Origin of the sequence: Streptomyces longispororuber, from assembly GCF_024448165.1 — a bacterium.
Taxonomy (GTDB): Bacteria; Actinomycetota; Actinomycetes; order Streptomycetales; family Streptomycetaceae; genus Streptomyces; species Streptomyces longispororuber_A.
The window spans coordinates 1-13,425 of the sequence record NZ_JAMOLN010000253.1 but is presented as its reverse complement, the minus strand read 5'-3'; the positions used below and the strand labels follow the sequence as shown (position 1 = coordinate 13,425).

Here is a 13,425-nt window from a genome sequence, read left to right as displayed (position 1 = left end):
GCCGCCGTCGCCCTGACCGCCGCTCTCCTCGGCTTCACCGTCATCACCATCGACGTGTCCGCGGTGAACATCGCCCTGCCGGGCATCCAGGAGTCGCTGCACGGCGGCATGACCGGGGTGCAGTGGGTCGTGGACGCGTACACCCTGATGTTCGCCGGTCTGATGCTGTCGGCCGGCGCGCTCGCCGACCGCGCCGGAGCACGCCGCGCCTACGCCTGGGGCGTCGGCCTGTTCACCCTCGCCTCGCTGGCCTGCGCCCTCGCGCCCGGCATCGGGGCGCTGATCGCGGCGCGGCTGCTGCAGGGCGGGGCCGCGGCCGTCGTCATGCCCGCCTCGCTGTCCCTGATCCGGCAGGCCTACGAGGACGCGCGGCACCGGGCGCGGGCCATCGCGCTGTGGACGGTGGGCGGGTCCGTGGCGATGGCGGCGGGGCCGGTCCTCGGTGGCGTCCTCACGGAGACCGTCGGCTGGCGGGCCGTCTTCTTCCTCAACCTCCCCGTCGGCGCGGCGATCCTGCTGCTCCTCGTACGGGTCGCGCCGTCGCCGCGCCGGCCCGCGCCCCTCGACGTGCCCGGCCAGATCACGGCCGTGCTGGCGCTCGCCGGTCTGGCGTTCGCGGTGATCGAGGGCGGGCACGCGGGGTGGACGTCGGTGCCGGTGCTCGGTTCGCTCGCGGTGTCCGTCGCCGCGGCGGTCGGCTTCTGGCTCGCCGAGAAGCACCACCGGGCGCCGATGGTTCCGCTGGAGATGCTCCGCGGGCGCACCGTCTCGGTGTCCCTCGCCGTCGGATTCGCCGTCAACCTCGCCTTCTACGGGCTGGTGTTCCTGCTCGGCCTCTACCTGCAGCAGGCGCGCGGCATGTCGGCGCTCACCGCCGGTCTGGTCTTCGTGCCACTCGCGGCGATCATCACGACGACGAACCTGGTGTCGCCGCGGATGGCCGAGCGCATCGGCCGCCGGCCCGTCGTCGTCATCGGCCAACTCGTCCTGGCGCTCGCCATGTTCGTCCTGCTGCCGCTCGACACCGGCACCCCGCTGTGGCTGGTGATCGTGCTGCTGGTGCCGACCGGGCTCGGTGGGGCGTTCGCGGTGCCCGCGCTGACCGCGATGCTGATGGACGCCGTCCCCGGGCCGCGCGCGGGCACCGCCTCCGGTCTCCTGAACGCGCTGCGGCAGACGGGTGGGGCGTTGGCGGTGGCGCTCTTCGGAGCACTGGTCTCCGACGGTTCGGCCGCCTCGTTCTCGCTCACCGGTATGCGGGTGAGCCTGGTGGTGGCGGGAGCACTCCTGTGCGCGACGGCACTCCTGGCGGGCGTGCTGCTGCCCCGCGGACGGGAAAGCCGACTGCGTCTGCCCAGCTGATCGTTCGTCGCGGTCTGCGGCCCGGTGGGGCTTCTCGCGCAGTTCCCCGCGCCCCTGGAGCATGCGGCTTCGCCGCAGCTCCAGGGGCGCCCCATGAGATGGCGCACGAAGTGCGCATCTCAGGGGCGCGGGGAACTGCGCGAGCAACCACGACGCACCCGCAGACAGCGACGAGAGATCGGCGCCGCCAGGGGCGCGGGGAACTGCGCGAGCAACCACGACGCACCCGCACCCGGCGAACAAGCGGGCGCAGCTACGGCGAGGAGACCCGGTCAGGCGTGGGCGTGGGCGTGGCCCGGGCGTAGCGGCCGGGCGGCACGCCCACCACCCGCTTGAAGTGCCGCGTCAGATGCGACTGGTCGAAGAAGCCGCACGTCGCGGCCACCTCCCCGACCGGCCCCCCGGCCAGCAACAACCGCCGGGCCCGATCGACCCGCCGAGCCATGAGGTACTGGTGCGGCGCGATCCCGTACGCCGCGCTGAACGACCGCACCAGATGCGCCGGATGAGCCCGCACCAGGGCGGCGGCCTCCGCGAGGCCGACGCCCACCGTCACCCGCGCATCGAGCAGTTCCCGCAACTCCGCCGCCACCCGCCGATCGGGCCCGGGCCGCCCCCGCTCACCCACCCGGGGCCGCAACCGCTCCCGCAACCGCTCCCCGACCAACGCGAGCCGCGCGGACGCCTCCAGCTCGTCGCCGGGATGCGCCAGCGCCGCGTGCAACCGGCCGATGCGGTCGCGCAGCAGCGGATCGGCCAGATCGGGCGTGTCGACGGCCGGGCCGATGAGCGAGTCGTCGAGGAGACCGGTGCCCGACTCCAGGTACAGGACCCGCTTGCGGAAGCCGTGCGGGGTCGCCGCCGAACCGTTGTGGGGAACCTGCGGCGGCAGCAGCGAGACGGTGCCCAGGGGCGTGCCGTGCTCGTGCCGCTCCAGGTCGTAGCGGACCGCGCCCTCGTCGACGATCAGCAGGGTCCACGTGTCGTGCACGTGCATGGGGTAGGCGTGCCGCGTGAAGTGGGCGTGGAAGACCTCCGTGACGCCCGGTACCGCGGGGCGCCACGCGGTGATCTGTTCGCCGCCGGCCGCCATGCAAAGAACGTACAAGACCCGGCGGCCACCCGGTCGGCAGTCTCGAGGCATGAGCACTGAGACCCCCGCCGAGCCCCCCGTCCGCTTCGACACGAAGATCGCCGTACTGCTCCGGGACGACCTGGAGACCTGGCAGCGGCTGAACGTGACCGCCTTCCTCGTGAGCGGCCTCGGGACGCAGCTGCCCGAGGTGATCGGGGAGCCGTACGAGGACGCCGACGGCACCCCGTACCTGCCGATGTTCCGGCAGCCGGTGCTGGTCTTCGAGGGCGGCAAGGAGATGCTGACGGCCGCGCACGACCGGGCCCTGCGCCGGGCGCTGCCGCGCGCCGTGTTCACCTCCGACCTGTTCGCCACGGGCAACGACCGGGACAACCGGGCCGCCGTACGGGCCGTCCCGGCAGCGGATCTGGACCTGGTGGGAGTGGCCGTGTACGGGCCGCGCAACGCCGTGGACAAGGTCCTGAAGGGGGCCAGGATGCATCCCTGACACAGCCGACGCGCACCACAGATTGGCCCAGTCGCAAGCGCCATGAGTTGCCTATGGCCAGTGGGCCAATGACTCCTAGCGTGGACGCATGCCGAACCGATCGCGCGTCCGCGCCCTCGCCGCCGCCCAGCTCGCCAACTCCGTCGGCGACGGGGCCTATTACGTCACCTCCGCCCTCTACTTCACCCGTGTCGTCGGCCTCTCGCCCACCCGGATCGGCCTCGCCCTCACCGTGGCGTGGGCGGTCGGCGCGGTGGCCGGGGTGCCGTTGGGCGCGGTCGCCGACCGGCGCGGGCCGCGGGGCGCCTCCGTGCTGCTGGCCCTGGGTACGGCGGCGGCGGTGCTGTCCTTCCTGGTCATCCGCTCGTACGTGGCGTTCCTGGTCGCGGTCGTCGGGTACGCGGTCGCGCAGTGCGGTCTTGCGGCGGCCCGGCAGGCGCTGCTGGCGGGGCTGGTGGACGCGGGGGAGCGGACCGGCGTCCTGGCCCGGCTGCAGTCGACCCTCAACGCCGGACTGGCCGTCGGGGCGGGCGTCGGCGGGCTCGCCCTGCAGCACGACACCCCCACCGGCTACCTCGTCGTGTTCGCGCTCGACGGCGCCGGGTTCGTGGTCTGCGCGCTGCTCCTGCTCCGGCTGCCCGCGGTGGCGCCCGCCCCGGTCCGTACGGCGAAGGAGCCCCGTCTCGCGGTGCTCCGCGACCGCCCGTACGCCGCGGTGACCCTGCTCAACGCCGTGCTCCTGCTGCGGATGCCGCTGCTCTCGCTGGCGGTGCCGCTGTGGATCGTCTCCCACACGGCGGCGCCCGGCTGGCTGGTCTCGGCGCTGTTCGTGCTCAACACCCTCGGTGTGATGGCCTTCCAGGTGCGGATGGCGCGCGGTGTCGACGGCCTGTCCGCCGCGACCAGGACCGTGCGCCGCTCCGGCGTCGTGATGCTCGCGTCGTGCGCGGTGTTCGCCGCGTCGGCCGCGGGCGGTCTCGGCCCGTGGGGCGCGGCGGCCGTCCTCGTCGCGGCCTCCGTGCTCCAACTCGTGGGCGAGATGCAGCAGTCGGCGGGTTCCTGGCAGCTGGCGTTCGCCCTCGCGCCCGCGCACCAGGTCGGCCAGTACCAGGGCTTCTTCGGTACGGGAGTGCCGCTGGCCCGTACGGTCGGCCCGCTCGTCCTGACGGCGCTCCTGATCACCTGGGGCGTGCCCGGCTGGCTGGTGCTGGGCGCGGTGTTCCTCGCGGCGGGCGCGGCGCTGGGCCCGGTGGCGCGGTGGGCCGAGGGCGCACGTCCCGCGCCTACGGCAGCCCGGCCAGCCGCAGCAGTGCGGTGACCGCGGCCGCCCCCACGACCACCACGGCGAACGGCGCCCGCCGCCACGCGAGCACCCCGCCCACGAGCACCCCGGCGGGCCGCGCCCACCCGGCGAACCCGTGGCCCGCCGTCAGCGCCCCGGTGGCGAGCAGCGCGACGAGCAGCACGGTGGCGGCCTGCCCGAGCAACTCCTGGACGCGGGCCGGGAGTTCGACGCGCCCCTGGAGGACGGGACCGGCCAGCCGGAAGGCGTAGGTACCGGCGGCGAGCGCGAGCACGGCGACGAGCTGGGCGTTCATCAGGACCTCCGGGTGAGGGCGAGCCCGCCGAGCGCGAGCAGGACCGGCACCCCGGCGGGCAGGAACGGCGTGGCGACGACCGCGATCGCCGCCCCGGCCGCGGCGGCCCTGCGCGCGCCCCGGCCGTCCCGCAGCGCGGGCAGCACCAGTGCGAGCAGCACCGCGGGGAACGCCGCGTCGAGCCCGAACCGGTCGGTGTCGCCCAGCGCGGATCCGGCGAGCGCACCCACGAGGACGCTCACGTTCCAGGCGGCGAAGAGGCCGAGGCCGGACAGCCAGAACGCCCTGCGGCGGGCCTCCGGATCGGTCCTGGCCAGCACGAACGCCGCCGTCTCGTCGGTCACGAGGTGCGCCCCGACCAGACGTGCGGGCCAGGACCTGCCGAGGGCGTCGGTGACGGCGAGGCTGAAGGCGGCGGTGCGCGTGTTGAGCAGCAGCCCGGTCGCGGCGGCGGCGACGGGACCGCCCCCGGCGGCGAACACCGCGACCGCGCTGAACTGGGCCGATCCCGCGAACACCAGCAGCGACATGAGGACCGGCAGCCACCAGGGCAGACCGCTCGCGACGGCGACGGCCCCGAACGACAGGCCCACGACGCCGTCCGCGAGGCAGACGAGGGCGACGTCGCGCCGCAGCCGGCGATCGGCGGGGAGTGTTCGGTCTGTCGGGCCGAGTGTTCGTTGGACCGTACGCATGGCGTCAGCATGCGGCCGGACCGTGGCGTTCGTCAAGCCGAACGAATGGCTAGGTGCAGCGAACGCCCGTAGAGTGAGTGCCGCCATGACCGACGCGCCCCCGCCCAAGAGCAGCCTGCCCCTCGACCGGATCGCCGCGGCCCTGCGCCGTGAGCGCGGCCGGGCCGGGATCTCCCTCTCCGAACTGGCCAAGCGGGCCGGTCTCGCCAAGTCCACGCTGTCCCAGCTGGAGTCGGCGAACGGCAAGCCCACCCTGGAGACCCTGTGGGCGCTGGCCGTCGCCCTCGACGTGCCGCCGAGCCTGCTCCTGGACCCGCCCCGGCCGACCGTGCAGGTGATCCGCGCGGGCCAGGGCGTCACCGTCCCCTCCGAACAGGCCGACTACGCCGCGACCCTGCTCTCGGCCTGCCCGCCCGCCGCCCGCCGCGACCTGTACTGGCTGCAGGTCGAGCCGGGCAGCGCGCGCGAGTCGGACCCGCACAACCCGGGCACCGTCGAGCACCTCGTCGTCGCCACGGGCCGGGTCCTCGCCGGGCCCCAGGACGACCCGGTCGAGCTCGGCCCCGGCGACTGCATCACCTACCCGGGCGACCTCCCGCACACCTGCCGCGCCCTGGAGCCCGGCACCACCTGCGTCCTCGTCATGCAGTACGCCTGACCCCCGCGGCGGCCCGGCTCACTTCTTCTTCGGCCGCAGCAACTGCTCGCGCAGCGCCGTGAGTTGATGGGACGTGCCGACGGCCCGGTCCTCGTCGAGCGTGGTCATCGCCAGCAGCAGCGCGTCCGCCACCACCAGCGCGGTCAGCGCCTCCGCGGTGAGCCCGGTGGGCGTGTGCGGGGCGGTCAGCACCGCGTCGACCCGGTCCCCGTACCGCTCCGCCAGCTCGTCCGTGACCAGGACGATCCGCGCCCCCACGGCCCGCGCCCGGTCGACCAGGATCCCCAGCTCGGCGAGATCGCGGCCCGGCTGGAAGACGACGACCGCGTCGCCCTGCCGCAGCCCGAGCAACTGGTCGGCCAGGGCGAACCCGGTCGCCCCCACGAACCGCGCCCGCCGCCCGATCCGGCCGAGCGCCAGCGCCAGGTGCCGCGCCGCGAGTTCGGAGGCCGCCACCCCGTAGCAGTGGATCTCCCCGGCCTCCGCCAGGACGCCCACCGCCTCGCGCAGCGCGTCCCCCGGCGTCAGCCGCCGCGCGTGCTCGATCCGCTCGGCGGCCTCGTCGAAGACCTCGCCCCAGATGCCGTCCAGGTCGCGGCCGACGTGCGCGATCCGCTGCTGCAGCCGCACCTCGGGCGCCACCGCCGAGGTCAGATCCGACGCCAACTCCCGCTTCAGCGCGGGCAGTCCGGCGTACCCGAGCCGCTGGAGCGTGCGCACCACGCTCGCGTTGCTCGTGCCGCTCGCCGTGCCCAGCTCCTGCGCGGACGCGAAGAGCAGCGACTCGGCCGGCGCGCTCACCAGGTACTGCGCCACGGCCCGCTCGGACGTCGACAGGCCGTCCCAGCGCTCGCGCACGACGGCCCGCAGCCGCGCGACCCCCTCGGTAATCTCCATTACAACTCTTGACTCCCGTGTGATGACCGTTACTCTCCTGGTCAACGCATTCCAAGTGGAGAGCGTCTCGTAACCATCATTACAGACCGGTTGCGGGAACCTCTCCGTCGCGAGGAGAACAATGGCACCCCGGACCCTTCCGGTCATCGACATCAGCGGCGCCCCCCTCGACCGCGGCCGCCAGTACGGCGAGGCCGTACGGCCACAACTGCACGCCGCGATCGGCTACTACGAGGAGGCCTTCGGCCGGTCCGCGGGCCTCACCTGGACCCAGGTCACCGGGCGCGCCGCCCGCTGGCTGGAGCCGGTACGGGCGTTCGCCCCCGAACTCCTCGACGAGATGCGGGGCATCGCCGACGGCGCGGGCGTCGACGTCCTGGACGTCCTCGCGCTCAACGCCCGCGGCGAGGTCATCTACGACCGCTCCTTCAAGGGCATGTCCGAGACGGCGGCACCGGCCGACGAGGAACCCGCGGAGGGCTGCACGTCCTTCGCCGCCTACGGCGAGGCCAGCGGTGACGGCCACGTCTGGGCGGGCCAGAACTGGGACTGGCGGGCCGGGGTGGCGGACACCGTGGTCATGATCCGCATCGTCCAGCCGCCCAAGCCGACCGTCATCATGCAGGTCGAGGCGGGTCAGGTGGGCCGCCAGGGCGCCAACTCGGCCGGCATCGCACTCAACGCCAACGGTCTCGGCGGCCGCTTCAGCGACGCGATCGGCCTCCCGCAGACCGTCGTGCGCCGCGCCGTCCTCGACACCCACACGGTCACCGACGCCCTCGACGTCCTGTGCCGCACCCGCGCCCACATCGCCAGCAACGCCCTGCTGACCTGCCGCGAGGGCTTCGCCGTCGACCTGGAGACGACCCCCGCGGGCATCGGCTGGATGTATCCGACCGACGGGCTGCTCGTGCACGGCAACCACTACCAGGCGGGCGTCCCCGCCGCCCTCGCCGCCGACTACCGGCCCCTGTCGTCCGACTCCCTCGTCCGCGTGCCCCGCGCCGAGCAGGGCCTGGCCGCCCTGCGCGGCTCCACCGGCCCCGACGAGTCCCGCAAGATCGTCAAGCAGGCCATGTCGGACCACCTGGGCCTGCCCGAGTCGCTGTGCACCCACCCCGACGCCCGCCGCCCCCGCGTCGAGCACTGGACGACGCTGGTCTCCTCCTGCGTCGACCTGACCAGCGGCGACTACCACGTCACGGCGGGCACCCCCTGCGACCGCGACTACCAGCACCTGCCCTGGAACCTCTACGACGGCCCGTACGGAGACCCCAGATGACGACGACCACCCGGCGGACCGCGACAGCGACCGCACTCGCGGCGGCCCTCCTCGCCGCCACCGGCTGCGCGGGCGCCGACCGCCCCGCGGACAGCGGCCCCAGGACCTCCGCCGCCGACCTGAAGCTCGACGCCACCACTCCGAAGGCGCAGGGCGGCCTCGCCAAGGCGAACTGGCTCCTGGAGGACGAGCCCGACTCCCTCGACCTGGACACCCAGGGCTCCAGCGCGGGCCGCGTCGTCCTCACCAACGTCTGCGAGCGCCTCTACCAGCTCCAGCCCGACATGACGACGCGGCCGTTCCTCGCCCGGAAGGCCACGACGTCGGCCGACGGCAGGACGCTCACGCTCACGATCCGCGACGACGTCACCTTCCACGACGGCACGAAGCTGACGGCCGACGACGTCGTGTGGTCGCTGGAGCGGCACGCGTCGAAGGACATGGAGCAGTCCGACGAGTTCGGCAACGTCACCTCCATGAAGAAGACCGGTGCCGACGAGGTCACCGTCCGCTTCGAGGAACCCGACGCCATGTTCCTCAAGGCCCTCGCGGGCGACGCGGGCATCGTCTGGAACAAGGCCCAAGTGGTCAAGTCGGGCAAGGAGTTCGGCACCCCGGGCCGGCCCGACGCCTGCTCGGGCCCCTACGAACTCGCCTCCTGGAAGTCCGGCGACTCCATCGCCCTGCGCGCCTACGACGACTACTGGGGCACCAAGCCCCTCACCCGCGAGGTCGTCTTCCGCTGGGCCTCCGACAGCGCCCTGGTCAACGCGCTCAGGACCGGCGCGGCCGACGGCGCCTACGCCGAGTCCCCGAACACGGCCGCCGCACTGCGCGCCGACCAGGACCTCGCCCAGTACTACGGGCCCTCGACCGCGTCCCTGGTCCTCATCCCGACCGACCGCGGCGGCCTCGACGACCCGAGGATCCGCCGCGCGCTCTCCCTCTCCCTCGACCGCAAGGGCATAGCCGAGTCCGGCTACGGCGGCCTCGTGCAGCCGTGGGCCACCCCCGTCGGCTCCGGCGCCTGGGGCTATGAGAAGGCCGAGTTCGCCGCCGCCCAGAAGGAGTTGGACGAGGACGCGCCCGCCTCCCCGGACGCCGACGACCTCGCCCGGGCCAAGGATCTCGTACAGGAGGCCGGCGCCCCCACCGCCCCCGTCGTCATCGGCACCGACGCCAGCCAGGGCCGCACCGTCGTCGCCAACGCCACCCGCGCCGCACTCCAGCGCATCGGCGTCCGCGCCGAGATCAAGACGGTGCCCACGGCCCAGTTCGAGGAGTTCTACAGCGACCCGACGGCCCGCGCCGACATCGACGTCCTGGTCGGCGACTGGTACATCTCCAAGGCCGACCCGATGGGCTTCTACGACAACGGCCTGTCCGACTCCTCCAACAACTGGGTCGGCTTCAAGGACGCCGCGTACGACAGGAAGGTCAAGCAGGCCCTCGCCACCCTCGACGACGGCAAGCGCGCCGCCCTCGCCGTCGACGTGCAGCGCACCTTCGTCGAGTCGGCCGTCTGGATCCCCGTCGCGCAGATCCCCACCATCCTCGTCCTCGACCGGAAACTGACCGGTCCGACCGCGTCCCAGGCCTACCTCTACTACCCGTGGGCCGCTCAACTCGGCGCGAAGAAGGGCTAGTCGAGGCCGCCATGTTCACACCTCTCCAGCTCGCCCGCCGCCTCGCCCGCCGCCTGGCCGGGCTCGTGGCGACCCTCGTCGCCGCCTCCTTCGTCATCTTCGCCGCCGTCTACGCCGCCCCCGGCGACCCCGCGGTCTTCCTCGCGGGCGGCCGCGACAAACTCACCCCCGAACGGCTCGCGCAGGTCCGCGCCCAGTACCACCTCGACGAACCCCTCGTCGTCCAGTACGGCCGCTGGCTGTGGGACACCGTCCACCTCGACCTCGGCCGGTCGTTCAAGTACAGCGACCAGGTCGCCGACCTGATCGCCGCCCGGCTCCCCACCACCCTCCAGCTTGTCGCCTACGCCACGCTGCTGTACGTCGTCCTCGGCGTCGGCGCCGGCATCCTGGCCGCGGTCAAGCGCTCCACCTGGGTCGACTCGGCGGTGGTCGGCGGCACCACGCTCGCCGCCTCCGTCCCGTCGTTCGTCGCCGCGATCGCCCTCGTCTCGGTCTTCGGCGTCCAGCTCGGCTGGTTCCCGGTCACCGGAGCGGGCGACGGCTTCACGGGCACCCTCCACCACCTCACACTGCCCGCCCTCTCGCTCGCCCTCGGCGCCCTGGCGATCATCAGCCGCGTCACCCGGCAGTCCATGGCGGACGCCGCCGCGTCCGACCACGTCGAGGCGGCCCGCGCCTCCGGCGTCCCGGAGCGCGACATCGTCCGCCGCCACGTCCTGCGCAACGCGCTCGGGCCCATCGTCACCATGTGCGGCCTCGTCATGGCGGGCATGCTCGCCGGCACCGTCGTCGTCGAGACGGCGTTCGGCATCAGCGGCATCGGCTCCCTGCTGGTCAACGCGATCAACACCCATGACTTCCCGGTCGCCCAGGCCGTCCTGCTGCTGATGGTCACCGGATACGTCGTGGTCACCACGCTCGTCGACCTGGCCCACCCCCTGCTCGACCCGAGAGTGAAGGAGGCCCGCACATGACCGCGGCCCTGACCCTGGCGCCGGTGACCGGCCGCAGGCGCCCGCTGAGCGTCACGCTCGCCGCGGCGCTGCTCGCCCTCGTCGTGCTCGCGGCCGTCCTCGCCCCGCTCCTCGCGCCCCACGCGCCCGACGCCATCGACCTCTCCGCCTCCCTCGTCGGCACCGGCGCCGACCACCTCCTCGGCACCGACTCGTCCGGCCAGGACCTCCTGTCGCGCGTGCTGTACGGCGCCCGGAGTAGCCTCGTCGCACCGGTCGCGCTGCTCGCCGTCGCCGCCGTTCTCGGCGTGACGCTCGGGGTGCTCGCGGCCTGGCGCGGCGGCTGGGTCGACACGCTCGTCTCCCGCCTCACGGACGTGATGTACGCGTTCCCCGGGCTGCTCTTCACCGTCCTGATCATCGCGGTGTTCGGCGCGGGCATGACGACCTCGGTGCTCGCCCTCGGCCTGGCCTTCACCCCGACCATCGCCAAGTACACCCGCTCCCTCGCCCTCGCCGAGACCCGCAAGCCGTACGTCGACGCGTACCGCGTCCAGGGCATGGGCGGGACCCGCATCTGCGCGCTGCACCTCGTCCCGAACCTCGGCCGGTCGATCCTCGGCTACCTCGTGGTCCTCTTCGGCGAGGCCCTGATGTCCCTCGCGACCCTCTCCTACCTCGGCTTCGGCGCCCAGCCGCCGTCCTCCGACTGGGGCCTGATGGTCCAGGAGGGCCAGGCGGCCGTCGTCCAGGGCGCGCTGCTCCCGGCGCTCGTCCCGGGCACGGCCATCGCGCTGGTCGTCGTCTCCTTCAACGTCGTCGGGGTCTGGGCCGCCGACCGCCTCGGAAAGCAGGACTGACGATGCTGCTCTCGGTCAACGACCTCACGGTCACGGTCCCCGGCACCGCCCGCCCGCTCCTCGACTCGGTCACCCTGCACGTCGCCGAGGGCGAAGTCGTCGGCCTCGTCGGGGAGTCGGGCTCCGGCAAGTCGACCACCGCGAAGGCGGCCCTCGGCCTGCTCCCCGCGCACGCCACGACCACGGGCTCGGTCCGGGTGTCCGGCACGGACGTCCTCGCCCTCACCGGCGAGGAGCTGCGCCGACACCGGTCCACCACCGTCGCGATGATCCACCAGGACCCGCGGGCCGCCCTCAACCCGGTCCGCCGCATCGGCGACTTCCTCACCGAACGCGGTGCGACGAAGGAAGAGGCGGCCGGCCTCCTGGCCGCCGTGGGCCTGCCCGACCCGGCCCGCCGGCTGCGCCAGCGCCCGCACGAACTCTCCGGCGGCATGCTCCAACGCGTCGTCATCGCGGGCGCGTTGGCGGCCCGCCCCCGCCTCCTCCTCGCCGACGAGGCGACCAGCGCACTGGACGTGACGACCCAGGCGGAGATCCTCACCCAGCTCCGCGAGGCCCGCGCCACCCAGGGCGCCGGCCTCCTCTTCATCACGCACGACCTGCACCTGGCGGCGGCGTACTGCGACCGGGTCTACGTCATGTACGCGGGCCGGGTCGTCGAACAGCGCACGGCGAAGGCCCTGTTCACCGCCCCCGCCCACCCCTACACCCGGGGCCTGCTGTCCTGCTCGCCCACCCTCGGCGAGACCCGCACCCTCACCCCGATCCCGGGCCGCCCCCCGTCCCTGTCGGACGCCTTCGACGGGTGCCCGTTCGTCAGCCGGTGCGGGGACGCGGAGGACGCCTGCGGCACCTGGCGTCCGGAGCCACACGGTCTGGAGGACGGGGGAGAGGTCGCCTGCCGGCGGGCCCGAGCCTCGGCCGGTCCACCCCCGGTACGGCGCAACGAGAAAGAGGGGGCGAGCCCCAAGTGACCACGCAACCACCACTCCTGGACGTCACGGACCTCCGCAGGACGTACGCCCTCCCGGCGGGCGGCCGGCACACCGCGGTCGACGGCATCACCTTCACCCTGAACCCCGGCGGCGCCCTCGGCATCGTGGGCGAGTCCGGCTCGGGCAAGACGACCGTCGCCCGCATGCTGGTCGGCCTGGTCCGCCCGGACCACGGCACGATCGCGGTCGACGGCACCCCCCGCCCGGTGAAACCCCCGCGCGGCCGCACGGCCCGCCTCGCCCGGGCCCGCCAGATCCAGATGGTGTTCCAGGACCCCTACGTCTCGCTGGATCCGCGCCTCACCGCCGAGGCCTGCCTGCGCTCGGCGTTGCGGCTGCACAGCCGCGACGAGTCCCTGGCCACGGCACTGCTCGACCAGGTCGGCCTCGGCGAGCGCGAGGCCGCGGCCCGCCCCCGCCACCTCTCCGGCGGCCAGCGCCAGCGCCTGGCCATCGCCCGCGCGCTCGCCGTGGACCCGCGCGTCCTGGTCCTGGACGAGGCGGTCGCCGCCCTGGACGTCTCCATCCAGGCCCAGATCCTCAGCCTGCTGGACGACATCCGCCGGGACACCGGCGTTGCCCTCGTCTTCGTCAGCCACGACCTGGCCGTCGTCCAGCACGTCACGGACGAGGTCCTGGTGATGCGGCAGGGCAGGGCGGTCGAGCAGGGCCCCACCCGCAGCGTCCTGACCGGGCCCACCGACCCGTACACCCGGCTGCTGCTCGCCTCGGTGCCGGGCGAGGGCTGGGACCCGGCCGACGCGGTCGCCGCCCGCGCGGCCCTCGCCTAGGGCCTGTCTCCCAGATCCCTCCTGCCCCGCGACGCCTGGCACGCGCTCTCGCCGCACCGGGCACAAGGCCAAGTACATCCAGTACGAGGCCTTGAGCCC

The 13,425-nt window shown here is 74.0% G+C and carries 14 protein-coding genes; 10 read left to right on the top strand and 4 right to left on the bottom strand.

Going from position 1 to position 13,425, the window contains the following annotated elements; all coding sequences use genetic code 11:
- A partial coding sequence (locus tag M4J07_RS41975; RefSeq protein WP_255981416.1) for an MFS transporter occupies positions 1–1,362 on the top strand: 1,362 nt, incomplete at its 5' end.
- A 253-nt stretch (positions 1,363–1,615) separates the two neighbouring features.
- Here the strand turns inward: M4J07_RS41975 and M4J07_RS41970 are convergent.
- Complete coding sequence (locus tag M4J07_RS41970; protein WP_255981414.1) at positions 1,616–2,455, bottom strand: helix-turn-helix transcriptional regulator; 840 nt, start codon at positions 2,453–2,455, stop codon at positions 1,616–1,618.
- Here M4J07_RS41970 and M4J07_RS41965 point away from each other — a divergent pair.
- Complete coding sequence (locus M4J07_RS41965; RefSeq protein WP_374215181.1) at positions 2,454–2,945, top strand: DUF2000 family protein; 492 nt, start codon at positions 2,454–2,456, stop codon at positions 2,943–2,945. The two genes, M4J07_RS41970 and M4J07_RS41965, sit on opposite strands and share 2 nt — an antisense overlap.
- 88 nt (positions 2,946–3,033) lie before the next feature.
- Positions 3,034–4,263, top strand: coding sequence for an MFS transporter (locus M4J07_RS41960; RefSeq protein WP_255981410.1), 1,230 nt, complete (start codon positions 3,034–3,036; stop codon positions 4,261–4,263).
- Here the strand turns inward: M4J07_RS41960 and M4J07_RS41955 are convergent.
- Both M4J07_RS41955 and M4J07_RS41950 read right to left on the bottom strand, forming a co-directional pair.
- Positions 4,229–4,543 carry an AzlD domain-containing protein gene (locus M4J07_RS41955; protein WP_255981408.1) on the bottom strand — a complete coding sequence of 105 codons (315 nt, stop codon included), beginning with the start codon at positions 4,541–4,543 and terminating at the stop codon, positions 4,229–4,231. The genes M4J07_RS41960 and M4J07_RS41955 overlap by 35 nt on opposite strands.
- Positions 4,543–5,238 carry an AzlC family ABC transporter permease gene (locus tag M4J07_RS41950; RefSeq protein WP_255981406.1) on the bottom strand — a complete coding sequence of 232 codons (696 nt, stop codon included), beginning with the start codon at positions 5,236–5,238 and terminating at the stop codon, positions 4,543–4,545. Before M4J07_RS41950 ends, M4J07_RS41955 begins: the two co-directional genes overlap by 1 nt.
- 85 nt (positions 5,239–5,323) lie before the next feature.
- On the opposite strand from M4J07_RS41950, the gene M4J07_RS41945 reads away from it, so the two are divergent.
- Entirely contained in the window at positions 5,324–5,896 is a 573-nt protein-coding gene (locus M4J07_RS41945; RefSeq protein ID WP_255981404.1) for a helix-turn-helix domain-containing protein, read from the top strand.
- Between the two features lie 18 nt (positions 5,897–5,914).
- Here M4J07_RS41945 and M4J07_RS41940 read toward each other — a convergent pair whose 3' ends face one another.
- Positions 5,915–6,793: a MurR/RpiR family transcriptional regulator gene (locus tag M4J07_RS41940; protein WP_255981402.1), complete on the bottom strand. Its 879-nt coding sequence runs from the start codon at positions 6,791–6,793 to the stop codon at positions 5,915–5,917.
- A gap of 121 nt (positions 6,794–6,914) precedes the next feature.
- Here M4J07_RS41940 and M4J07_RS41935 point away from each other — a divergent pair, with 121 nt between their 5' ends.
- From M4J07_RS41935 to M4J07_RS41910, 6 genes are read left to right on the top strand one after another with little or no spacing between them, the layout of a single operon-like run.
- Complete coding sequence (locus tag M4J07_RS41935; RefSeq protein ID WP_255981400.1) at positions 6,915–8,075, top strand: C45 family autoproteolytic acyltransferase/hydolase; 1,161 nt, start codon at positions 6,915–6,917, stop codon at positions 8,073–8,075.
- Entirely contained in the window at positions 8,072–9,721 is a 1,650-nt protein-coding gene (locus M4J07_RS41930) for an ABC transporter substrate-binding protein (RefSeq protein WP_255981398.1), read from the top strand. The genes M4J07_RS41935 and M4J07_RS41930 overlap by 4 nt, the downstream gene beginning before the upstream one ends.
- An 11-nt stretch (positions 9,722–9,732) precedes the next feature.
- Entirely contained in the window at positions 9,733–10,698 is a 966-nt protein-coding gene (locus M4J07_RS41925) for an ABC transporter permease (RefSeq protein ID WP_255981396.1), read from the top strand.
- Entirely contained in the window at positions 10,695–11,537 is an 843-nt protein-coding gene (locus tag M4J07_RS41920; RefSeq protein ID WP_255981394.1) for an ABC transporter permease, read from the top strand. The genes M4J07_RS41925 and M4J07_RS41920 overlap by 4 nt, the downstream gene beginning before the upstream one ends.
- Positions 11,538–11,539: 2 nt before the next feature.
- The gene (locus M4J07_RS41915) at positions 11,540–12,514 is read left to right on the top strand and encodes an ABC transporter ATP-binding protein (protein ID WP_255981392.1); all 975 of its coding nucleotides are present in this window, start codon (positions 11,540–11,542) and stop codon (positions 12,512–12,514) included.
- On the top strand, positions 12,511–13,326 hold the full coding sequence (locus tag M4J07_RS41910) for an ABC transporter ATP-binding protein (RefSeq protein ID WP_255981390.1): 816 nt from the start codon (positions 12,511–12,513) through the stop codon (positions 13,324–13,326). Before M4J07_RS41915 ends, M4J07_RS41910 begins: the two co-directional genes overlap by 4 nt.
- Positions 13,327–13,425 lie beyond the last annotated feature (99 nt).